This is a genomic window from Bifidobacterium choerinum (assembly GCF_000741135.1).
Taxonomy (GTDB): Bacteria; Actinomycetota; Actinomycetes; order Actinomycetales; family Bifidobacteriaceae; genus Bifidobacterium; species Bifidobacterium choerinum.
In genome coordinates this window covers 15,101-36,489 of sequence record NZ_JGYU01000011.1, presented here as the reverse complement: position 1 = coordinate 36,489, position 21,389 = coordinate 15,101, and the positions used below count along the sequence as shown (strand labels likewise).

Here is a 21,389-nt window from a genome sequence, read left to right as displayed (position 1 = left end):
CGGTGGCAAAGAGATGAAATCGATTGCAGCGGCGCCAACGGCGGATTCGTGCGCGAAGGAGGCTGCGCCGGCGCGCGTTCAGTCCTTGGCGAGCGGCGCCTTGATCGGCGGGATCTGCGTCGTCGCGCTGATGCCGTCGTCGAGCGGCACGCGCACGAGCAGCGCCTCGCGGTCGACCGAGAACAGGATGTGGCGCGTCTCGGGCAGCATGTCGCCGTCGACCTGCGCCGGCACCGGCTTGTCGAGCATGACCTCGGCCTGCACGCCCTGCATCTGGTCGATGTGCGAATGCGTCGACAGCGGGCTCTGCGAGGCCTTGCCGGTGATCGTCTGGTGCACGACGTCGCCGAAGAGATTCGCCCAGCCGATGAGGCCGCCGTTCGTGTCGATCATCTCGAAATCGAGCAGCCCGTCGTTGAACGACGCGTCCGGCATCAGCGAGAACACCGGGATCTGGCCGCAGTTGCCGGCCATGAACGTGCGGAATTCGGTGTCCCGCTGCGTGTATGCCTCGCCGTCGGCGCCCTTGATCGTGATCGACGCGTGGTATTTCGGCGCGAACAGATGCTTCGCGCCGGAGATGAAATAGGCGAGCCAGCTGATGTTCCTCTTGAGCTTCGGGTCGGTGTCGTCGATCATCACGGCGTCGAAGCCGACGCCGGCGATGATCAGGAACGCGTGCGCATGGTCCTCGTCCGGGTCGTCGAGGATCCGCAGGCGGCCGACGTCGACGCGGTGCGAGCCGTGGGAGACGGCGATCGTCAGCGCGGCCTCGACGTCGTCGAGCGGAATGCCCATGTTGCGCGCGAACAGGTTGCCGGTGCCGATCGGGATGATGCCCATCGCGTGCCCGGTGCCGCCGAGCGCGGACGCGACCGTGCGCACCGTGCCGTCGCCGCCGACGGCGATGACGACGTCGGCGCCGCGCGAGAGCGCCTCCTTCGCGCAGGCGCGGCCGTCCTTGTCGAGCTGCGTGTCGATGAACATGACCTCGGTCAGCCCCTTGTTCGCGCAGTATTCCTTGATGCGGGCGCGCGTCGTCGCCGCGGTCGGCTTGGACGGGTTGATGATGAATGCGTAGTGGACCTGGTCGTCGCGGCGCTGCTCGAGCCGCTGCACGCGCCGGCGGTGCATCGTGATGCGGATGGCGGCGATGACCGCGACGATGAGCGCGATGAGCGCGACCATCGTCGCGAGAATGATCAGTGTCTGTTGGTCCATGGCTCGCCCTCGCTTCTCCTCGCACGGCCGCCGGCGCCGCACCCGTGGCGGCGTCCGCGCCCAGCTACCGGTTTCCCATCTTAGCAAGCGGTGCGCGCGGCGCCGCGGGACCCGTCCGCGCGCCGTGGAAAACCATCGGAAAAACGACGGTCAGCTGTCGGCTTCGCGCATTACGCTTGAGCCATGCTCGATATTCAATTCATCCGTGAACACCCTGAAGTCGTCAAGGAATCCCAGCGCAAGCGCGGCGAGTCGGTCGAACTCGTCGACGAGGTCCTCAGAAGCGACGAGGTGCGCCGCACCTCGCTCAAGAAGTACGAGGAGGCGCGCGCCAAGCAGAAGGAGATCGGCAAGCAGGTCGCGAAGGCGGCCGCCGACGAGAAGGCCGCGCTGATCGCGCAGACGAAGGAGCTCTCCGAGCAAGTCTCCGCGTACAAGGCGGACGCGGACACGGCGAACGAACAGTACACCACGGCGATGTGGCAGCTGTCGAACATCGTCGAGCCGGAGGCTCCGGAAGGCGGCGAGGACGACTACGTCGTCGTCAAGAAGGTCGGCCAGATCCGCGACTTCGCGGCCGAGGGCTTCGAGCCGAAGGACCATCTCACGCTCGGCGAGGGAGTCGCCGGCATCGACATGAAGCGCGGCGTCAAGGTCTCCGGTTCGCGCTTCTACTTCCTGCGCGGCGACATCGCGCGCATGCAGATCGCGATGCTGACGATGGCCGTCGACCAGGCGCACGAGCACGACTTCGTGCTCGCGATCACGCCGACGCTCGTGCGCCCCGAGGTGATGCGCGGCACCGGCTTCCTCAACTCGCACGCCGACGAGATCTACCGTCTGCGCGAACCCGACGAGGACTACCTCGTCGGCACCTCCGAGGTCGCGCTTGCGGGCATGCACGAGGACGAGATCCTCGACCTGAGCCACGGCCCGCTGCGCTACTGCGGCTGGAGCTCCTGCTACCGCCGCGAGGCGGGCGCCGCCGGCAAGGACACGACCGGCATCATCCGCGTCCACCAGTTCGACAAGGTCGAGATGTTCGTCTACTGCAAGCCCGAGGACTCCTACGAGCAGCACAAGCACCTGCTCGCGATGGAGGAGGAGATGCTCGGCAAGGTCGAGGTGCCGTACCGCGTCATCGACACGGCCGCCGGCGACCTCGGCTCGTCGGCCGCGCGCAAGTTCGACTGCGAGGCGTGGGTGCCGACGCAGGGCCGCTACCGTGAGCTCACATCGACGTCGAACTGCACGCAGTACCAGGCGCGCCGCCTCAACATCCGCGAACGCGTCGAGAACGGCACCGAGCCGGTCGCCACGCTCAACGGCACGCTCGCGACGACGCGCTGGCTCGTCGCGATCATGGAGAACCACCAGCAGAAGGACGGCTCGATCGTCGTGCCGAAGGCGATGCGTCCCTACATGGGCGGCAAGGAGGTCATCGAGCCGACGACGTGGGAGGCGTGACCTTCGCGTCGGCGACGTGATGATGCGGCGAGGCGCATGGACGGCGGCCCCGCGTCGGGAACGACGCATGGTATACTGGTCGTCCGTGCGCCAAGCACATTGGATAGGTGTCCGAGCGGTCTAAGGAGACGGTCTTGAAAACCGTTGACGCGCAAGCGTCCGCGAGTTCGAATCTCGCCCTATCCGCCTGATTCCAAGGGTTCCGGGAGTTCATCCCGGAACCCTTTTTTCGTTTGCTCCCGTATGCCGTGTTACGGCCGTGTGTCCGCGGACGGGGTCGCGGGCCGGTTCCGTAACCAACCGAAAACATCGCGATTACGTAAGTGAGCGGCTGCTCATTTATCTTCCCGGATATCCGGCACGATTCGATGCCGAAGCAGAACACCGCATCCGACACCCACGATGGAGGCAATGCATATCGACGATTCGTGAGCATATCCGCTCCGTTCCCGACCGAAAGAAGGCGACGATGACCGCATCATCCATATCCGCACCATGCGCGGACGCCAGTGTGCGTCCGGTCCAATCCCCAATCAGCTCCGCCGCTCCGTCTGCATCCGCGGGGACGAAGCACGGCGGCCCCGGCACGCCTGCCATCACGATGATGGTCGTCGCCGCGGCGGCGCCGCTCACCGTGCTCAGTGGCGGCACGCCGCTCGGCATCCTCAACGGCAACGGCGCCGCGTTCCCGGTGAGTTTCGTCGTCGTCGGCGTCGCGTTGCTGCTGTTCTCGATCGGCTTTGCGGCGATGGGTCGTCATGTGACCGGATCGGGCGGGTTCTTCGACGCGATCGGCCGCGGCATCCATCCGGTGCTCGGTCTCGGCGCATCGACGCTTGCGCTGTTCACCTATGCGATGATCCAATCGGCCATCTACTGCTTCCTCGGCATGCAGATCGCCACATGCATGGCGTCGATGACCGGGCTGTCGTTGCCGTGGTGGGTCTGCTCGCTCGTCGCCGCGGGCGTCGTCGGCGTGCTCGGCTACCGCAACATCGCGATGAGTGCGAAGGTCGTCAACGTGCTCATCGCCGGCGAGATCGCCGTCGCCGTCGTGCTGTGCGTCGCGATCTTCGCCCGACATCTGCCGCTCGGTATCGATTTCGCGGCCACGTTCTCCCCGTCCGTCTCGCTCGAGGGCGCGCCCGGCGTCGCGATCATCTTCGCGATCGCGAGCTTCGTCGGATTCGAATCGACGTCGATCTATCGCGCCGAAGCGAAGAACCCGGACGTGACGGTGCCGCGCGCCACCTATGTCGCCGTCGTCTTCGTCACGTTGCTCTGCCTCGTCTCGTCGTTCGCAATCGTCGTCGCTTGGTGCTCGGACGGCGATGTGGACGCGGTCGCGCTCGCCGCCGGCGACATGCTGCAGATGACCGGCGCGAAATACGTGGGCGGCTGGTTCGCGAACGTGATCAGCGCGCTCATCATCACGAGCCTGTTCGCCGCCGTCGTCTCCTTCCACAACGTGCTCGCGCGCTACCTGCGCTCGATGGCCGACATCCACGCGTTGCCGGCCGCGCTGGGACGCCTGCATGCGCGGCACCATTCGCCGACCGTCGCGTCGCTCGTCGTATCCGCGATGTCGACGGTGATCCTCGCCTGCGTCGGCGTCGCCGGTCTCGATCCGTTCACGCAGGCGTTCTCGTGGTTCTCCGGCGCCGCCGTCCTCGGTTTCGTCCTGCTGCTCGTGCTCGCATGCCTTGCCGTCGTCGTGATGTTCGTGCGTCGCGCCGATCTGCGCGCCAGGGAGGGCGTCCTCAAATCGGTCGTCGCGCCGGCGGCCGGCGTGCTGCTGCTCGTCGCGATCCTCGTATGCGCCGTCATGTATTTCCCCGGACTCGTCGGCGAGGCGACCTTCGGCGTCACCTGCGGCACGCTCGTCGTCTGCACATGCATCTCGCTCGTCGTCGGCGTCGTCGAGGCGCTCGTCATGCGGGCGCGCCGGCATGACGCCTACCGTGTGCTCGAGGCGGCGGTCGTCGGCTGAGCCTCCCATCCGCCGCGCGGTCGGGGCCGTCTTCCATGATGTTCTGGAAGGCGGCCCCGACCGCATGTTCGCGTACGATGGTGGACGCGGCCGCATGCCGACGGAAGGGCCAAAAGGGAGGACAGCGATGCCGAAGGTCGTCGACCACGAACAACGCCGACAGCAGATCGTGGACACGTTCCTGACGCTCGTCGAACGCGGCCGCGGGCTCGAAGCCGCGTCCTCGCGCGCGCTTGCCGCCGAGCTCGGCGTCTCGAACAGTCTGCTGTGGCGGTATTTCAAGGACATGGATGCGATCGTCGAACGCGCCTACCGCGAGGTCGTCGCGCACACCAACGCGCGAATCGAACGGGGCATCGCCGGCAGGCACGGTCTGGATGCCGTCCATGCGCTCATCGACGAGCTCATGCCGGTGACGGATGCGTCGAAGGCGGAGGCGTGCGTCGTCGTCGCGTATTGGGCGGCGAAGACGCGCGACGGACACTCGTATGTCGAACCGCACGACTGCTGGCGCACGAAGCTCGTCGCCTTCCTCGAGGAGGCGCGCGGGATGGGGCAGGTCGCCGACGACTGCCCGGCGCGGGTCCTCGCCGATGCCGTCGTCGACATCGTCGACAACGCGCAGGTCGAGTATGTCATGGCCGGTGACGACCGTCTGGCGCTCGAGGCGCGCGACCTCGCGCGCGCCATCGTGCGGCTGCACTGAGTTGCAGTCGTCGCATGCGATATATAAGTGAGCGTGCGCTCAAGTAACAGAATCGACATCTATGATCGTTGCTGGAAACATAAGTGAAATCGTCCGGAAAATCTCGATGTTTTAAAGTGAGCACACGCTCACAAACAAGAAACGGAAGGATTTGACCATGACTGCCGCATCCGAACTGTATCCGGGATTCATCAGCCTCGACGAGGCCTTCGACCTGACCGAGGACCAGGTCAAGGACATGCAGCTCAAGCATATGAACGAGTACCGCACGAAACTCGGCCTCGCCGGTGGACTGACCTTCGACATCAAACGCGCCGAGGGTTGCTATATCTGGGACGCGGAAGGAAACAAGCGACTCGACTTCATCGGCTGCGTCGGCGTCTATCTGCTTGGGCACAACAATCCGTTCATCGTCGAGAACGTGCGCAAGTACCTCGCCACGAAGCCGCTGACGATGGATCCGCTTGCGCTCAAGCCGATCACGGCGGCCTTCGCACATGACATGGCGCTCGTCACGCCGGAACTGACCCGTACGATCGTCAACGGCGGAGGCGGCGCGGAGGCCGTCGAGGCCGTGCTCAAGCTTGTGCGCATCGCCGCGGGGCGCAATCATCCGGAGCGCAAGCGCATCGTCTCGACGCTCAACTCCTTCCACGGCAAGACGCTCGGCGCCGTCAGCGCCGGCGGCAAGGACGTGTGGCGCCGTTGGCAGCCGGTCATCTCCGACCACACCTATGTGCCGTACGGCGACCTCGAGGCCGTCGAGGAGGAGTTCAAGAAGGGCGACGTCATCGCGTTCATCGCCGAGACGATCCAAGGCGAGGGCGGCGTCGTCGTGCCTCCGGACGACTACTTCCCGACGATCCGCCGCCTGTGCGACGAGTACGGCGTCTACATGATCATGGACGAGGTGCAGGCCGGCTCGTGCCGCACCGGCTACGTCTGGGCGCATCAGTACTACGAGGGACTCGTCCCGGATGCGTTCACCTTCGCGAAGGGCATGAGCGACGGCGTGCTGCCGGTCTCGGGCATCCAGGTCAAGGACAGCCTGTATCGGGAGGCCTACGGATCCTACGACAGCGCGATGATGCATACGGCCACCTACCAGGACAACAACATCTCGGCGGCCGTCGCGCTCAGTGCGTTGCAGTACATGATCGAGCACGACGTGGCGGGCCAGGTCCGCGAGAAGAGCAAGTACATCTTCGCCAAGCTCGAGGAGATCCACCAGAAGTATCCGGACGTCATCGCGGAGATCCGCGGCCGCGGCTTCATGATCGGCCTCAAGTTCGGCGTGGACGCCGACGGCGTCGGCTATGCGAACCGCGTGGCCGCCGTCATGGCGCAGAAGTACCACGTGCATACGATGACGTCGACGAACGACGACACGATCCTGCGCGTCTATCCGAACATTACGACGACCGAGGCGGATTTCGACTGGTTCATCGACGCCTTCGACAAGGCGGTCAGGGATGTCGTCGGCACGAAGGCCTGAGCCTCACGTAGCCCTGTGCAAACGGCGGGCCGTCCGCGGAGTCCATTTTCCGCGGACGGCCCGCCGTTTGCACATGCAAGGTCTCATGAGCCGATGAGGCCGAAGAAGTCGGCGAGCGCCAGCGCGAGCAGCACGCAGACGGACAGCATGCCGATGATCCAGCTGTGACCGCGTGCCATGCGGTATTCCTTGCGCGGGAGGTCGTGGTCGGCGTCGCGCGGGTCGAGTTCGCCGGGGCCGTAGAAGAAATACAGGCGGATCCACAGCCAGCACAGCATCGCGATCGCGATGAACGCGCCGATGCGCAGCGCGACCCATCCGGCTTCGAGCGTCGCCGCATCGTCCTCGAGTTTGAGCGCGGCGCGCGCGACGAACGCGAAGTAGGCGAGGAAGCCGCAGGTGAGCGTCGGCGTGAGGATGATGTTGCCGATGATGAGCGCCCTCGACTGCGCCGTATACCGGTGCACGAGCGTATGCCCCTTGCGCCCCGGTGATTCGGCGTCGCAGTGGTGGCGGCGCAGGAACGTGATCAGGCAGCAGATGACGACGATGAGCCACAGCAGGACGACGAGCAGGGCGACGACGAGCACCTCGAGCAGCGAATGGATGCAGCCGGGCCTGACGCTGGCCGGGACCGCAAACTCCTGGAACGGCTGCGCGCCGGCGATCGGCGGTGTCGTCCAGTCCGTCGCCGTCGCGCCGGCGGCCACCGCGTTCACCCAGTCCTCAAGGTTGTGCGTGTAGTGCTTCTCGAGCTGCAGGCCAGGCAATGACAGCGACGAACCGGTGCGCATCTGGTGGTTCGTCGGGTAGTAGCGCACCGTCACGTTCTCGTTGCCGACGTCATGGGCGTCGCGGATGAGCTGCTGCGCGCCCTGCTCGCACGGCATCGACGGGTCGCGTGTGCCGTAGTTGACGAGCAGTGGCATCGTCAGGTTGTGCCGGTAGGCGGCCGCGTCGAAGTCGGCGTAGTTGAGGCCGAAGGGGGCGAAGTCGAGGCTGATGAGCTTCGGGATGATGCCGATGACGCCGCTCGGCGCGCCGATGATGTTGAGGTATTGCGTCGCCGCCATCGCCATCTGCTGGCGGGGGGAGAACACCGGGGCGGAGGTCAGGATCGCGAACGCGATGTCCTTGTCCCGATCCGCCATCAGCGTCGCGATCCAGGTGCCTTCCGATTCCGCGTAGATGCCGGCCTTCGCGGCGTCGACGCCCGGCCATGCGCGCAGCGCGTCGAGGCCGGCGAGATAGTCCTCGGCGTTCGACAGGTAGTCGCGCGACAGCGGTGTGTAGTTGTCGAGGCGCTTGTCCTGCACGAGCGTCGTGATGCCGGCCGACGCCATCGCGCCGGCGATGTCGCCGTAGACCTCGGAGGCCTTGCCGGTGCCGGCGCCGTGCACGAAGGAGCATGCGGGGCGCCCCTTCGGCGCGCCGATCGGCTCGCGCACGATCGCATCGACGGTCCTGCCGCCGCTGATCCTGAGCCGAATCTTCGATTCCTTGACTTTGTAGGTGCCTTCCTGGGGCGTCGTGATGCCATCGGCGGCGATCGCGGTGTCGGACGTCGAGACGGTGATATGCGCGCTGAGCGGTTCGATGCGCCATGGCGGCATCATCAACGCGCTCACGCCGAGGAAAAACGCGAGTGTGACCGTCGATGCGACAAGCGTCCATGCGAATTGCTTCCAGAAATGCTGCACGGTTCCTCACTGTATCGTCAGGCTTGCCGATTCTTCGGCGCAAAGCTCAAATCGCGTCCGCATCGGCGTGCCTGCCTCCCTGTCGATCGCGTGGCGAACCGCCTTGCACCTGTTCCGCTTCGTCAAGGGAGCCGCTGCCCGCCAGCCGCATCGTCCATGCCACCGTCAGCTGCGTGAGATTGCCGCCCTGCGCCTGCAGCCGCATGACGAAATCCTCGTACAACCCCAATGTGCGTGGCGAGTAGGTGCCCAATTCCCCGCGCAGATACGTCTCGTACGAAGTCTGTTCGCCGGTGTCCTGATCGCTCGTCAGCACACGCATGTTCGCGCCGATGTGGGGGAAACGCGTGGTGAAGTCGCGCGCCCAGTCGAGCTGACATGCCACGATCCGCTCCTGCCGAGCGACGCGCGCGTCGTCGAGCGCCGGGATATACGGGGCGATGTCGCGCCGGTAGCGTTCCGGGTCGGTCGATGCCATCATGCGTGCGTATTTCTCCTCGACGAGGTTGCGGCCCCGATGTTTGGCGTCGACCAGATCCTGCAGATACGACCTGATGAGCTCGATCGGCCACGGCATGAACTGGCTTGTGCGCATCAGCGCGAACATCGGCCAGTTGCCCTGGCAGGCGGCACGGCCGCCTTCGTTCGTCGTGCGCTGGAACATGTTCCATTCATGCCGCACGATCTGCTCGACGAGCGCCGTGCGTTCGTCGTCCGGCAGCGAGCCGTCGTCCTGCGTCGCATCATGTGCTTGCGTCATCATGGCTCCGTTTCTGATGTGGTCATATCCGATGTGGTCGTGCCATGCGGCCGTCACAGGCTGTGCAGGCATGGCGAGGGGTCGTGGATGTGCGCCTCCACATACGGGCGCTGCCATTCGAGGAAGTCGGCGTCCGAATCGGTCAGGCCCTGCCGTTGCAGCTCCTCGACGATCTGCGCGCAGATCGCCTCGATCGTGCGCTCGACGGCCTCGATATGCGGCGCGGCGCCGGAGCCGCCTTCGCCGAAGCCCGCACCGCCGAAGCAGGCGGCCGACGAGCGGCGCAGCAGCGCCTCGAGCTCGTCGCACACGCCGGCCAATCGCATGCCGGCGCGCCGGCTCAATGCGCGCAGCGCGGCGAAACGCCACTTGTAGTACGGCGCATAGCCGACCGTCACCGGATTGTTGAGCAGGAACACAAGCGAGGAGACGGCCATCGTGAACTCGTCGATGCACAGCCACGCTGCCGCGCCGTCGCCGCGCGCGAGCATGCGCGGCACGTTGTACTGGCCGGCCTGCGCGATCATCCCCAGACGCCGCGAGATCCATGCGAGCCGCACGTCGTCCGGCATCATCCTGAACGACTGGCGCGCCTTCGAGAACGCGCCGAACGGGTCTGCGAAGACGCGCCCGTTCGTCGCGTTCGCCAACGTGGCCTCGTCGAGCATCATCCAGCGATGCGGCTCGTCGGCGCCCGGCGCGCTCGCGTATCCGGTGAGCGCCGTGAAGAAGCCGCCGATCGGGAACACGCCGTCGCGCCGGCCGCCGCCGGACGCGCGCGGCGTCGTGGCGGAACGCGTGACGCCGTCGAACTCGCGCGGCAGCGCCTCGTAGTCGCGCTGCAGCTGCTCGCCGATCCTCGCATAGTCGTCGTCGGTGAGCCACAGGCAGAAGCGCGCGCCGAAGTCATGGTCCTCGGAGAGCGCGTCGTCGAAGCCGAAGCATTCCGAACCCGGGCCGACGAGACCCGCCGCGATGCGGCCCACGTAGTCCGGATAGCGTTCCTCGAGCATCGGCCTGCCGTAAGCGAGCCAGAAATCGCGAGCGAGCTGCAGGCCGCTGCGACGCGGAGAAGCGGCCGCGTCGGACGGCGCCGTGCTGGATGATGCCTCGGATGCCTGGGTCATGGTGCCTGCCGCGCCGCTGCCCGTCGCGTCGTTCGTTGTACCGCTGCCTGCCATGCCGGCGGACTGCGGGTTCTCGTCCCGCGCGTTCGCCGCGGCTTCGCCAGCCGACGCGCCGGCCGCGCGCAGTGCCTCGCGCGCCTTGCCGAGATTGGCTTCGGTGACGCGGTAGTAGTCGGTGTGCTCGCCGTAGCATGCGCCGATGATGGCGAGCGCGCGTTCGTAGCGTGCGACGGCGCCCGTGAAATCGCCGCATGCGAACGCCACCTGTGCGGCCGTCGCGAGCGCCGATGCGTAGTGCGCGCTGCCCTCGGCGTCGGCGGCGCGGTAAATCGCCAGCGCCCGTGAGGCGCATGCGCGCGCCTCGTCAAGCGCCGCGGATGTCGTGTCGGCGTCGTTGTCGCCCGCCGTCGCCTCGGCGAGCAGCGCGAGCGCGAGGTTCGCGCAGGTGGAGGCGACGTCGACGTCGGTGTCCGGGTCGGGGCTGCCGTGTTCGAGGATCGCGAGCGCCTCGCGTAGTTCGGCCACGGCCTGGGCGGGACGGTCGGTTTCGCCGTAGAGCATCGACAGGTTGTTGTGCAGCGCCGCGAGCCGTCGGTCGTCGGCGTCGTAGACATGGTCGGCGCAGTCGAGCGCCTGACGGTAGAGTTCCTCGGCCTGCTCGTAGTTGCCGGCGGCGCGCTGCGACGTGGCCGCGTTGATGAGCGTCGTCGCCCATGCTTCGGTGCCTTCGAGTCCGAGGCGCAGCGCGAGCTCGATCGCCCGCTGGATGATCCACTGGTTGTCCTTGTGGCGCGACTGCGAGCGGTAGAAGCCCATCGTCTCGTTGAGCACGGTGAGCAGGCCGGGAAGGTCGCCGGCGTTCTCGGCCAGGTCCATCGCGTCGAGCAGATAGGGTTCGGCCTTCGTGGCCGCTTCGTGGCGGGCGAAGATCGCGTCGAGGCCGTGCAGGAACTCGTCGACGTCGAATCCGGCGCCGTCATCGGCGACATTCGTATCGTTCATGTCGCCTGTGCCGTTCGCATCGCCTGTGCCGTCCGTTGTCGCGTCCGTCGTGTCGGCTTGCGCGAAGGGCGGCGCGACGCCTTCGCTGAACCGCGTCAGCTTCGCCAGCAGGTCGTCCTCGTCGTGCGCCATCGCAGCCGCCTTTCCGTCCGGGCGGCGCCCGCTGCGCCGCCGTCTCGCTGAGCACCATCGTAGGGCATCGGCCGTGGCACACGCCGTCGTCGCGATCGCCTTGTGCGAACGGATGTTCGAATCGTATGCCGTGTCGCGCGCCTACGCAATCGCTCAGACGATGTGGCGGTCGGCGGCCCACAACGTCAGTTCGTTGCGGTTCGACAGCTGCAGCTTGCGCAGCACCGAGCTGACGTGCGTCTCGACGGTCTTCACCGAGATGAACAGTTCGGCGGCGACCTCCTTGTACGTGTAGCCGCGCGCGATGAGGCGCATGACCTCCTGTTCGCGCGTCGACAGGCGGTCGAGCTCGCTGTCGTGCACCTGCCGGTCCGCGCCGTCGTCGGCGGTCGGCGGCGCGCCCTGGAAGGCCGAGAGCACGAATCCGGCGAGCTTGGGGGAGAAGACCGCGTAGCCGTCGGCGACCTGCTCGATCGAATGGATCAGCTCGTTGCCGGTGATCGTCTTCGTCACATAGCCGCGCGCGCCGGCGCGGATGACGGCGCCGACGTCCTGCGCCGAATCGGAGACCGACAGCGCGAGGAACGCCGAATCGGGGGACAATGGCCGCGACTTCGTCAGGATCTCGGCGCCGCCTCCGCCCGCACCTCCTGGCACATGCACGTCGAGCAGCACGACGTCCGGCTGCGTGTCCGCGATCATCATCACCGACGATTCGACGTCCGCCGCCTGCCCGACGACGTCGAAGGTCGGCGCGAGCGTCGCGATGACGCCCGCCCTGAACATCTCATGGTCGTCGACGACGGCGATGCGCGCCCGCGGCCGCGACGACCCGTCCTGTTCGCTCATGCCCGTTCCTTTCCCTCATCCGGCGCCGCATGCGCGCCGTCCGGCGCGGCGATCGGCATGTGCATGCGCACCTCGGTGCCCCATCCGGGCCTCGAGACGATCTCCACGCTGCCGCCGCGCCTTCTGATCCGTCCGATGATCGACTCGCGGATGCCGAGCCGTTCGGGCGGCACGTCCTCCATGCTAAAGCCGTCGCCGTGGTCGCGCACGAACACCTCGACGAGCGTGTCCGACACCTCGCAGTACACGGAGACCGGTTCGCCGCCGTGCGTCACCGCGTTGACCATCGCCTGCGCGGCGGCATCGAGCAGCGCGTCCGTCTGCGCGCTTGGCCGCGCGTCGCCGACGGTGACGACGTCGATCGGCCTGCCGTGGCTGTCCTCGATCTGCGCGGCGATCTGCGTGAGCCCGGCGTTGACCGAGCGGTCCGAGGTCTTGCGCTCCTGATAGAGCCAGCTGCGCAGCTCGCGCTCCTGCGAGCGTGCGAGCGTGAACACAGTCTGCGGTTCGTTCGCATGCAGCTGGATCAAGGCGAGCGTCTGCAGGACGCCGTCGTGCAGATGCGCCGTCATGTCGGCGCGTTCCTCCTCGCGTTCCTTGAGCGCGCGTTCGTTCGTGAACCCGCGCATCAGCGCCATGATCCACGGCGTGAGCGTGCCGATGACGGCGAACACGAGCAGCAGGCCGCTGACGAGGCTGCGCGCGAGCGTGACCTCGTGGTGCGCGAACAGCGGCTGCACAAGGAAGACGACGTAGGCGACGAATTCGAGCGCGACGCCGATCGCCGTCGTCGTGATCTGCCCGCGCGGCGCGTTGTAGCGCATCCAGGCGACGCCGAGGCCGACGACGGCGAGCACGGCCGGCAGGAAGGCGCCGGCGCGCGACGCGGCCATGTTAACGACGACCGCGCAGGCGATGAGCAGGACGCCGAGCGACGCGAACAGCGCCGGCTTCGACGCCTCGTCGAACAGCTGTTTGAGGTTTTCGCCGCTGATCGCCGGCGGCGCCGAACCCATTCCGGTGTAGTCGGCGACGCCGTCGACACTGCCGCGCGCGGCAGGCGCTCCGGGACTCGCGTTGCCTTTCGCGAGCGGCGCATCGCCGGCATGCGCGGCCGCGGCGATGCGCCGCGCCTCGGCTTCGGGATCGCCGGCCGGGATCAGCAGCCACAGCGCCACATAGGCGGCGAGGCCCACGCCGTACAGCGCGCACAGCGCAACGAAGGCGAGCCGCACCCAGAACACATGCACGCCCAGATGCATGCTGACGCCGCGCGCGACGCCGGCGATCCAGCGTCCCCTGCGCGGCCGCATCAGCGGCAGCCGCGCCGGATGCAGCGGACGGAAGTCGTCCGCCGTGCCGGCCGCCGCCGGACGCACGGCGGCGCTTGACGTCGAAGAGGTGTCATACATGCCTCCATTGTGCCGCCGTTCGGGGAGAAAACCGAGGGTCCGGGCGAGGAATCAGGGGGAAATCAGGGTGTCCCCTGAGGGTTTTGACGCCTTCGGGCTGCTGTAATGGAACCATGAGCAACACACAGTACAACCCGAGGCCGCAAGGGCAGCCCGGTCAGCAGGGTCAACCGCAATACACTGCCCAACCCCAGCCGGCCGCGCAGAAGCCGGAGGCGAGCTTCTTCCGTTGGATCCGCGAAAGCCGCGTCGAACGCACGAACGACCGCGTCATCGCCGGCGTGTGCGGCGCGATCGCCCGCGAACTCGGCTGGAACGTGACGCTCGTGCGCGTCCTGATGGTCGTCGCGTTCTTCCTCGGCGGCTTCGGCGCCGTGCTCTACGGCATCTGCTGGCTGCTGCTGCCGGACGAGCTCGACCACCGGATCCTGCTCGAGGAGGTGATCGACGGCCACTGGGACTGGTCCTTCGTCGGCGTCATCCTGTGCATCCTCATCGGCGGGTTCAGCGGCTTCGGCTTCCTGTGGTGGGGGTCGTGGAGCGTCAACATGGGAGCCTGCCTGTTCGCCGCGCTCGCGTTCTTCCTGCTCGTGGACAACGGTCGCCGCCGCTTCGCCGTGCGCGGCGCCGCCCAGCCGGGCAATCCGCCGACCACGCCTCCGGCGAACATGCCGTACGGCGGCGCGRYGCCGCCGCAGCCCGACCATCCCTTTCGCCCCGACATGTATATGAGCGGTGGCGCACCCGTCGACATGGCGCCTAAGATGCCGTCCGCGGCGCCGGCGTACGCTGCCGCGCCGCAGCCGTCGGCGCCGCAGCCGAACGTGCCGCCGACCTACGTCGCGCCGCCGTCGCGTCCGGCGCCGGTGAAGAGCATGCGCCGCAAGCCGGCGGGGCCGACGCTCGTCCTGCTCGTGCTCGGCCTGCTCATCGTCTCGATGGGCGTCTGCTCCTTCGCCGTGAACAACACGTCGCTCGTCAGCGCGATGCAGCCGGGCGTGCTCTATGCGGGCGCCGTCTGCGTCGTGCTCGGCGTCGTCATCATCGTGCTCGGCTGCGCCGGACGCCGCACCGGCGGCCTGCATCCCTTCGCCTGGATCGCGATGTTCGTCGCCGTCTGCGCGATGGCGGTCGGCGGCGCATGGACGGCCGTCAACGTCTACAAGAACGGCATCGACGGCGACTACACGCCGATCAGCGTCGCCGGCGGCAACGTCGAGCTGACGTCGTCAGCCGATGATTGGAGGAAGCTCGAACGCGGCATCGCCGTCACCGGCGACGACTACCGCCACGACCAGCTGAGCGTCAACCTATCCGGCACGAAGAAGCACACGGTGTGGCTCAACGACGGGCATCCGGGAACGAGCACCTGCCCGACCGGCCATATCCCGATGACGGTGACAAACGCGCGCGTCATCGTGACGATCCCCGACGGCTGCTCGTGGAAGTTCGCAAGCGGCGACGCGACCTATCCGACCGACATGGTCGGCGGCCCGTACACCTTCATGTCGCGCGGCAGCGGCCTCGCCGACGTCGACGTCGTCGGTTGGGACAACGGGAACATCGTCGGCTACACGCATGTGAGGATGCCCGGCATCGAAGTCGAGGTCGGCGATCCCGACGACAGGACCGATGTCGTCGACGAGGACGCCGACGACGAAGACGACGCCGATGACGAGTCGACCTGGGTCGACACCGACGACATGTACTTCACATCGCGCAGGATGGCCGATCTGTGCACCGGCGTCAGCGTGACGAAGGGCAAGGTCGACCTCGCGTCGGACGCGAACGCGCAGATGAAGCAGCTCATCGAGTCCGACAGCTACTGGCCGTGCGCGGCGAGCGCCGACAAGGCGCCGAAGGAAGCCGAACTCGTCATCGAACCGAACGTGCTCATCTCGGGCGGCGTCTCCGTACGCTACGCCTCGCAGCGTTGAGCGAATCAGGAAACGGAAAACGACATGAACAACGCAGATCACAACATGCACGATGACGACACCGAGGTCATCGCACGGCAGGACACGCCGTCGCCGGACGACGCGACGACCGAGATGGACGTGCCGCTGAGCGAACGTTTCGCCGAATTCGACGCTGACGACGCTCCGGCGCCCAACGACGGCGACACGCGGGAGATGCCGATGCAGACGGCGGCCGACGAGACGACCGTCGTCATCGAACGGGCGGCCGTCGACGAAACGGCGCCGACGGCCGTCATGCCGCGGCAGGGCGCCGCCGACATGACGCGGCCGCTGCCGACCGGCTGGTCGTGGTCGTCGCAAACGGCGGACGACGTCGCCGATGTGACGACGGACGACACGGGCGCCCCGACGACGGACGACACGGAAACGACGGACGACACGACGACGCTCGACGCGACCGTCATCGCCGACGACGACGCGACGCAGGGCGCTGCCGACGCGACGTCGGACGGTACCGGCACGCCGCCGTCCGGCGCCGCGCCGATGTACAGCGCGCCGCAGCCGCCCGAAGCGCCGAAGGCCGTGCGGCCGAGCGGCGCCAGCGTCGGCACGATCGTGTTCGGCGTCGTCGTCACGATCATCGGCGCATTGACGATCCTCGTCGGCTCGACGATGAACAGCGGCCTGCTCGACTCCATCGACTGGCGCGAGCTCGTCAACTGGACATTGATGGGACTCGGCGTGCTGCTCAGCGTCATCGCGATCGTCTGGGGCATCGTTTCCCACATGCGAAGCCGCCGCCACGACGCGGCCGGCCGCGACGGACGCTGAGACGACGATATCCGTAATCACGACACCATTCGACGAAAGGAGACGACAGGGACCCATCACTCGACGCACGGCGCCGCGGCACTTCGCTTTTCCAGTTACCCCATTACCCGTGGCCGCGGCCGACTCACACGAACGCCGCCCCCGCCCGTCCCGCGCGCCAAGCGCGGAAAACGGCAGGGGGGGCGGCGTTCCGCGCGCTACAGTGGCAGCAGAACAAGGCCGCGCGAGGCCGACGTCGCGCGGCGGACTGCAGATGACGGAAGGTGAGGTCGTGGCACAGACGACGAAGACATCCACAGCAACGGCGACGGGAGCATCAGGCGGCGCGCGGCATCTGTTCACGGCGCGCGACGTGACGGCGGTCATGCCCAGGCGCGGCGGCGGCGAGACGACGGTGTTCCAAGGACTCGAGTTCCATGTCGACGGCGGCGAGGTCGTCGACCTGACCGGACCGTCCGGCTCGGGCAAGTCGACGCTGCTCACCGCGTTCGCGCGCCTCAACGTGTACACGACCGGTTCGTTCGCGCTCGACGGCAAGGATTCCGACACGTTCACGCCGCAGCAGTGGCGCGTCAACGTCGCCTATCTGCCGCAGACGTCGACGCTCATCGGCGAGACGGTCGCCGACGCGATCCGGCTGCCGTGGACGCTCAAGGTACGGCAGGGCGAACGCGCGCACGAGCCGAAGGACATGCTCTCCGACGCGCACATCCGCGCGACGCTCGACCGCATGGGCTGCCGGGACATCGACCTCGGCCGTGCGCCGCGCGACCTGTCCGGAGGACAGGCGGCGCGCGTCAGCCTCGCGCGCACGTTGCTGACGAAGCCGCGCGTATTGCTCGCCGACGAGGTCGACGCCGGACTCGACGAGGAGAACGCGGACAAGGTAGCCGACCTGCTCAAGCTCGCCGCGCACGAGGGCACGGCGGTCGTGCGCATCCGCCACCGCGCGCCGGACGGACGCGCGACGCGCATGATGGTGCTCAAGGACGGCGCATTGCGCGAGGTGCCGCTGCCGACGGCCGCGCAGGTCGCCGCGGCGCAGCGCGCCGACGTCGTCGACGGATCGGCGGACGATACTGCGGACGGCACGGCGGACGAGAAGGAGTGAGCTGATGGAATCGTATTTCGACATCGACATATGGGGACTCGTCGCGGCCGTCGTCATGGTGCTCGTCGCGGCCGCCATCTCGGCGCTGATGAAGACGGGCGTCGCCAAGTCGCTGATCTGGGCGACGGCGCGTTCGCTCGTGCAGCTGCTCGCGATGGGCTTCATCCTCGAATACGTGATCCGGCAGAACAACGTGTGGCTCGTCATCGGACTCATCGCGTTGATGCTGCTCGCGGCCGTGCAGATCACGATGGGACGTGCGACCGGCGCGCCGAAGGGACTCGTCGGCATCGTGCTGCTGTCGCTCGTCGTGACGATGCTGCTGATGCTCGCGATCGTCGCCGAACTCATCGTGCGGCCGAAGCCGTGGTATGCGCCGCAGCTCGTCATACCGCTCACCGGCATGCTGCTCGGCAACACCGTCAGCGCGCTCGCGCTCGGCCTGAGCCGCTTCTTCGAATCGATGCGCGAACGGTACGCGGAGGTGAACACGATGCTCGCGCTCGGCGCCACGAAATGGGAGGCGGCGAAGCCGTCGATGATCTCGTCGATCCGCCTCGGCCTGCTGCCGTCGATCGCGATGCTCGCATCGAGCGGCATCGTGACGATTCCGGGCATGATGTCCGGCCAGATCATCGCCGGCAAGAGCCCGGTGAGCGCGGCGAAGTACCAGTTCGTCATCCTCGCGGCGGTCGCGGCGCTGACGCTCGTCGCCGACTCGATCATCATCGCGCTGATCTACAAGCGCTGCTTCATCTCCTACGACCGCTACTTCGTGCCGGAGCCGGCGAAGAAACTCAGCTTCAAGGATCTCGTGCAGCTGCACAAGTCCGTGCATCCGGGCGAGAAGCCCGAGGACGCGAAGCGCGCCGCCGCCAAGGAGCAGCACGCGCAGATGCGGTAGGGCCGCGTGGCGGCGGACGTCGTCGCTGCGCTGCCGAAGCACGGCGGATAGATGGGGCCGGCGGGTGGGTTCGTCGGCCCCATCGACGTTCCGGGACGGAAATGGGCCGGTTCGCGGGTGGGGTCGTCGTGGTCGCCGATGGGTCGGGACGCAACGGGTGGGGTTGTCGGCCCCATCGACGGTTTGGGACGGAAACCGGTTGGTTTTGCGGGTGGGGTCGTCGGGATCGCCGATGGATTGTTTCGCTGTGGGTGGTTCCGTCAACGGTGTCGATGGGTCGGGACGGAAACGGGCTGGTTCGCGGGTGGGTTCGTCGACCTGGTCGATGGATCGGGACGCAGCGGGTGGGTTCGTCGGCCGTGTCGACGGATCGGGACGCCAATGGACCTGTCGGAGGGTGGACTCATCGGCTTGGTCGATGGATCGGGACGGAAACCGGCCTGGTTGCGGGTGGGTTCGTCGAGGCGGTCGATGGGATGGGACGCGGAGGATGGACTGACGCCACCGGTGCGCGGATATGCGAAAAGCCTCACCCGAAGGTGAGGCTTTGAAGTGGTCGGGCTGGCGAGATTTGAACTCGCGGCCTCTTCGTCCCGAACGAAGCGCGCTACCAAGCTGCGCCACAGCCCGATGTTGCTTTCCGGCAACAGGTGACAGTTTACGCAATCGTGAAGGAATTGCAACTTCGGCGTGTCGCGCCGGTTGCGCGGTGGGAAAAGCGGGCGGCGCGCGTGTAGTGGCGGGCGGTTACACTGGTGCGCTATACCGAGCCCGCGCCGGCGCATATATGCGTGCCGCGGGTATCTGTGTGCCATGGGCGATGAGGGATTCGAATCCCCGGCATCCAAACGCACGGTGTGCGTCGGCGGATGCCGCGCCGATATCCGAGCGCACGGTGCGCGCACGCGTGTGGTGCAAGGACAAGAAGGACGAGAACGAGGACATGACCGAACAGAACACGAACAACGAACATGAAGCGCTTCCCGAGACGCCGGCCGACGAGACCGTCGTCGTCGAGGACGAGGAGGTCACGGCGCCGTCGATGAGCACCGTCGAGCGCGCCGAGCTGCTGCTCAGGCAGGACGAGACGATCGCGCGCCGCATCGACGAGGGCGCGACGCTCGACGAGGCCATCGACCCGTCGAACAAGGAATTCGGCCCGCTCGCGCATCCCGAGCAGGTGCAGATGCGCGTCGCCAAGCGCGCGATGATGCTCAAGGACAGACTCAACCCATATCCGGTCTCGCTCGACGTGACGAGCACGATCGACGCGGTGCGCGCGAAGTGGGACGGCAAGCTCGAGCCGGGCGCCGAGACCGATGACGTCGTCGGCATCGCCGGCCGCGTCCTGTTCATCCGCAACGCCGGCGGCCTGTGCTTCGTGCAGCTCGCGGCCGGCGACGGCACGACGATCCAGGCGATGCTGTCGAAGAAGCAGATCGGCGCCGACTCGCTCAAGCTCTTCAAGCAGCTCGTCGACCTCGGCGACCATCTGTTCGTCAAGGGCCGCGTCATCGCATCGAAGACCGGCGAGCTGTCGGTCTTCGCCGACGAATGGGCGATCGCGTCGAAGGCGCTGCAGCCGCTGCCGACGCTGCACAAGGAACTCAACGAGGACACGCGCACGCGCAAGCCGTACATCGGTATGATCGCCGACGAGAGGATCCGCAATATGGTGCGCAACCGCTCGAAGGCCGTCTCGTCGCTGCGCCACACCTTCGAGGAGCACGACTTCCTCGAAGTCGAGACGCCGATGCTCCAGACGATTCACGGCGGCGCCGCCGCGCGCCCGTTCACGACGCATATGAACGCCTTCGACCTCGACCTCTATCTGCGCATCGCGCCGGAACTGTTCCTCAAGCGCTGCCTCGTCGGCGGCATCGACCGCGTCTTCGAGATCAACCGCGACTTCCGCAACGAGGGCGTCGACGCGACGCACGCGCCGGAGTTCACGATGGTCGAGGCGTACGAGGCCTACGGCAACTACGACACGATCGCCAAGCTCGTCAAGGAGCTCATCCAGAAGACGGCGATCGACGTCTTCGGCTCGACGAAGGTCACGTTGCTCGACGGCGCCGAATACGACTTCGGCGGCGAATGGAAGCAGATGAGCATGTACGACTCGCTGTCCGAGGCGCTCGGCCAGCAGATCACGCCCGCCACGAGCGTCGCCGAACTCGGCGCGATCGCCGACAAGCTCGGCGTCGAACGCGACGAGGTCGAGAACCACGGCAAGCTCGTCGAACACCTGTGGGAGCACTTCTACGAGGACAAGCTCTACGAGCCGACCTTCGTGCGCGACTTCCCGGTCGAGACGTCGCCGCTCGTCAAGGCGCACCGTTCCAAGCCGGGCGTCGTCGAAAAATGGGACCTCTACGTGCGCGGCTTCGAACTGGCGACCGGATACTCCGAGCTCAACGACCCGATCGTGCAGCGCGAACGCTTCGTCGCACAGGCGAAGGACGCGCTCGCCGGCGACGAGGAGGCCTGCGACATCGACGAGGACTTCCTCGAGGCGCTCGGCGTCGGCATGCCGCCGGCGGGCGGCATGGGCATGGGCATCGACCGTCTGCTCATCGCGCTCACCGGAGCCACGATCCGCGAGACGATCACGTTCCCGCTCGTCAAGCCGCTCAACAGCTGAGCATCGATTTTTTTTCCCCCCCCCTCGGCGCGGCCGCCCTGCCGGTTGCCTTTGCATCCGGCAGCGCGGCCGCGCCGTCGTATGTACGGCCGGCCGATTCTCGGACGTCCATAATCGAC

General features: G+C 67.2%; 15 protein-coding genes and 2 tRNA genes. 10 read left to right on the top strand and 7 right to left on the bottom strand.

Annotated elements, in window-relative coordinates; genetic code table 11:
* Positions 1-78: 78 nt before the first annotated feature.
* Positions 79-1,221, bottom strand: coding sequence for a diacylglycerol/lipid kinase family protein (locus tag BCHO_RS07440; protein WP_029675468.1), 1,143 nt, complete (start codon positions 1,219-1,221; stop codon positions 79-81).
* Between the two features lie 183 nt (positions 1,222-1,404).
* On the opposite strand from BCHO_RS07440, the gene serS reads away from it, so the two are divergent.
* The 5 genes from serS to BCHO_RS07415 all read left to right on the top strand — a co-directional run bounded on the left by serS (position 1,405) and on the right by BCHO_RS07415 (position 6,879).
* A complete protein-coding gene (gene serS / locus BCHO_RS07435; RefSeq protein ID WP_024540934.1) occupies positions 1,405-2,688 on the top strand; it encodes a serine--tRNA ligase in 1,284 nt (427 codons plus the stop codon).
* A 101-nt stretch (positions 2,689-2,789) separates the two neighbouring features.
* A tRNA-Ser gene (locus tag BCHO_RS07430) sits at positions 2,790-2,874 on the top strand.
* Positions 2,875-3,289: 415 nt separating this feature from the next.
* The gene (locus BCHO_RS07425) at positions 3,290-4,678 is read left to right on the top strand and encodes an APC family permease (protein ID WP_051354871.1); all 1,389 of its coding nucleotides are present in this window, start codon (positions 3,290-3,292) and stop codon (positions 4,676-4,678) included.
* Positions 4,679-4,805: 127 nt separating this feature from the next.
* A complete protein-coding gene (locus tag BCHO_RS08880; protein ID WP_024540932.1) occupies positions 4,806-5,384 on the top strand; it encodes a TetR/AcrR family transcriptional regulator in 579 nt (192 codons plus the stop codon).
* Positions 5,385-5,541: 157 nt separating this feature from the next.
* Positions 5,542-6,879: an aspartate aminotransferase family protein gene (locus tag BCHO_RS07415; protein WP_024540931.1), complete on the top strand. Its 1,338-nt coding sequence runs from the start codon at positions 5,542-5,544 to the stop codon at positions 6,877-6,879.
* 83 nt (positions 6,880-6,962) lie between these two features.
* On the opposite strand, the gene BCHO_RS07410 is transcribed toward BCHO_RS07415, so the two are convergent.
* The 5 genes from BCHO_RS07410 to BCHO_RS07390 all read right to left on the bottom strand — a co-directional run bounded on the left by BCHO_RS07410 (position 6,963) and on the right by BCHO_RS07390 (position 13,861).
* Entirely contained in the window at positions 6,963-8,579 is a 1,617-nt protein-coding gene (locus BCHO_RS07410; protein WP_024540930.1) for an alpha/beta hydrolase family protein, read from the bottom strand.
* Between the two features lie 46 nt (positions 8,580-8,625).
* Positions 8,626-9,339, bottom strand: a complete 714-nt coding sequence (locus tag BCHO_RS07405) for a DUF4125 family protein (RefSeq protein ID WP_081707965.1) — start codon at positions 9,337-9,339, stop codon at positions 8,626-8,628.
* A gap of 53 nt (positions 9,340-9,392) precedes the next feature.
* The gene (locus BCHO_RS07400; protein ID WP_024540928.1) at positions 9,393-11,600 is read right to left on the bottom strand and encodes a DUF4037 domain-containing protein; all 2,208 of its coding nucleotides are present in this window, start codon (positions 11,598-11,600) and stop codon (positions 9,393-9,395) included.
* Positions 11,601-11,753: 153 nt separating this feature from the next.
* A complete protein-coding gene (locus BCHO_RS07395; RefSeq protein WP_024540927.1) occupies positions 11,754-12,449 on the bottom strand; it encodes a LuxR C-terminal-related transcriptional regulator in 696 nt (231 codons plus the stop codon).
* Positions 12,446-13,861: an ATP-binding protein gene (locus tag BCHO_RS07390; RefSeq protein ID WP_024540926.1), complete on the bottom strand. Its 1,416-nt coding sequence runs from the start codon at positions 13,859-13,861 to the stop codon at positions 12,446-12,448. The genes BCHO_RS07395 and BCHO_RS07390 overlap by 4 nt, the downstream gene beginning before the upstream one ends.
* A gap of 113 nt (positions 13,862-13,974) precedes the next feature.
* Here BCHO_RS07390 and BCHO_RS07385 point away from each other — a divergent pair, with 113 nt between their 5' ends.
* The 4 genes from BCHO_RS07385 (at position 13,975) to BCHO_RS07370 (ending at position 18,626) form a co-directional block, all read left to right on the top strand.
* The gene (locus BCHO_RS07385) at positions 13,975-15,798 is read left to right on the top strand and encodes a PspC domain-containing protein (RefSeq protein WP_034256327.1); all 1,824 of its coding nucleotides are present in this window, start codon (positions 13,975-13,977) and stop codon (positions 15,796-15,798) included.
* A gap of 24 nt (positions 15,799-15,822) precedes the next feature.
* Positions 15,823-16,611, top strand: coding sequence for a hypothetical protein (locus BCHO_RS08875; protein ID WP_024540924.1), 789 nt, complete (start codon positions 15,823-15,825; stop codon positions 16,609-16,611).
* A 364-nt stretch (positions 16,612-16,975) separates the two neighbouring features.
* Positions 16,976-17,722 (top strand): ABC transporter ATP-binding protein, encoded by a 747-nt coding sequence (locus tag BCHO_RS07375; RefSeq protein WP_051354879.1) that lies wholly within the window; start codon positions 16,976-16,978, stop codon positions 17,720-17,722.
* 4 nt (positions 17,723-17,726) lie between these two features.
* Entirely contained in the window at positions 17,727-18,626 is a 900-nt protein-coding gene (locus tag BCHO_RS07370) for an ABC transporter permease (RefSeq protein WP_024540922.1), read from the top strand.
* Between the two features lie 553 nt (positions 18,627-19,179).
* Here the strand turns inward: BCHO_RS07370 and BCHO_RS07365 are convergent.
* Positions 19,180-19,256 (bottom strand) — tRNA-Pro (locus BCHO_RS07365).
* Between the two features lie 265 nt (positions 19,257-19,521).
* On the opposite strand from BCHO_RS07365, the gene lysS reads away from it, so the two are divergent.
* Positions 19,522-21,270 (top strand): lysine--tRNA ligase, encoded by a 1,749-nt coding sequence (lysS, locus tag BCHO_RS07360; protein ID WP_024540921.1) that lies wholly within the window; start codon positions 19,522-19,524, stop codon positions 21,268-21,270.
* The last annotated feature ends 119 nt before the right edge of the window (positions 21,271-21,389 follow it).

Excerpts from the sequence above, each read along its gene's own strand:
- BCHO_RS07415 (WP_024540931.1), top strand. The coding sequence starts at position 5,542 with ATGACTGCCGCATCCGAACTGTATCCGGGATTCATCAGCCTCGACGAG.
- BCHO_RS07440 (WP_029675468.1), bottom strand. The coding sequence starts at position 1,221 with ATGGACCAACAGACACTGATCATTCTCGCGACGATGGTCGCGCTCATC.
- BCHO_RS07390 (WP_024540926.1), bottom strand. The coding sequence starts at position 13,861 with ATGTATGACACCTCTTCGACGTCAAGCGCCGCCGTGCGTCCGGCGGCG.
- BCHO_RS07405 (WP_081707965.1), bottom strand. The coding sequence starts at position 9,339 with ATGACGCAAGCACATGATGCGACGCAGGACGACGGCTCGCTGCCGGAC.
- BCHO_RS08880 (WP_024540932.1), top strand. The coding sequence starts at position 4,806 with ATGCCGAAGGTCGTCGACCACGAACAACGCCGACAGCAGATCGTGGAC.
- BCHO_RS08875 (WP_024540924.1), top strand. The coding sequence starts at position 15,823 with ATGAACAACGCAGATCACAACATGCACGATGACGACACCGAGGTCATC.
- BCHO_RS07400 (WP_024540928.1), bottom strand. The coding sequence starts at position 11,600 with ATGGCGCACGACGAGGACGACCTGCTGGCGAAGCTGACGCGGTTCAGC.
- serS (WP_024540934.1), top strand. The coding sequence starts at position 1,405 with ATGCTCGATATTCAATTCATCCGTGAACACCCTGAAGTCGTCAAGGAA.
- BCHO_RS07370 (WP_024540922.1), top strand. The coding sequence starts at position 17,727 with ATGGAATCGTATTTCGACATCGACATATGGGGACTCGTCGCGGCCGTC.
- BCHO_RS07425 (WP_051354871.1), top strand. The coding sequence starts at position 3,290 with ATGATGGTCGTCGCCGCGGCGGCGCCGCTCACCGTGCTCAGTGGCGGC.
- BCHO_RS07375 (WP_051354879.1), top strand. The coding sequence starts at position 16,976 with ATGCCCAGGCGCGGCGGCGGCGAGACGACGGTGTTCCAAGGACTCGAG.
- BCHO_RS07395 (WP_024540927.1), bottom strand. The coding sequence starts at position 12,449 with ATGAGCGAACAGGACGGGTCGTCGCGGCCGCGGGCGCGCATCGCCGTC.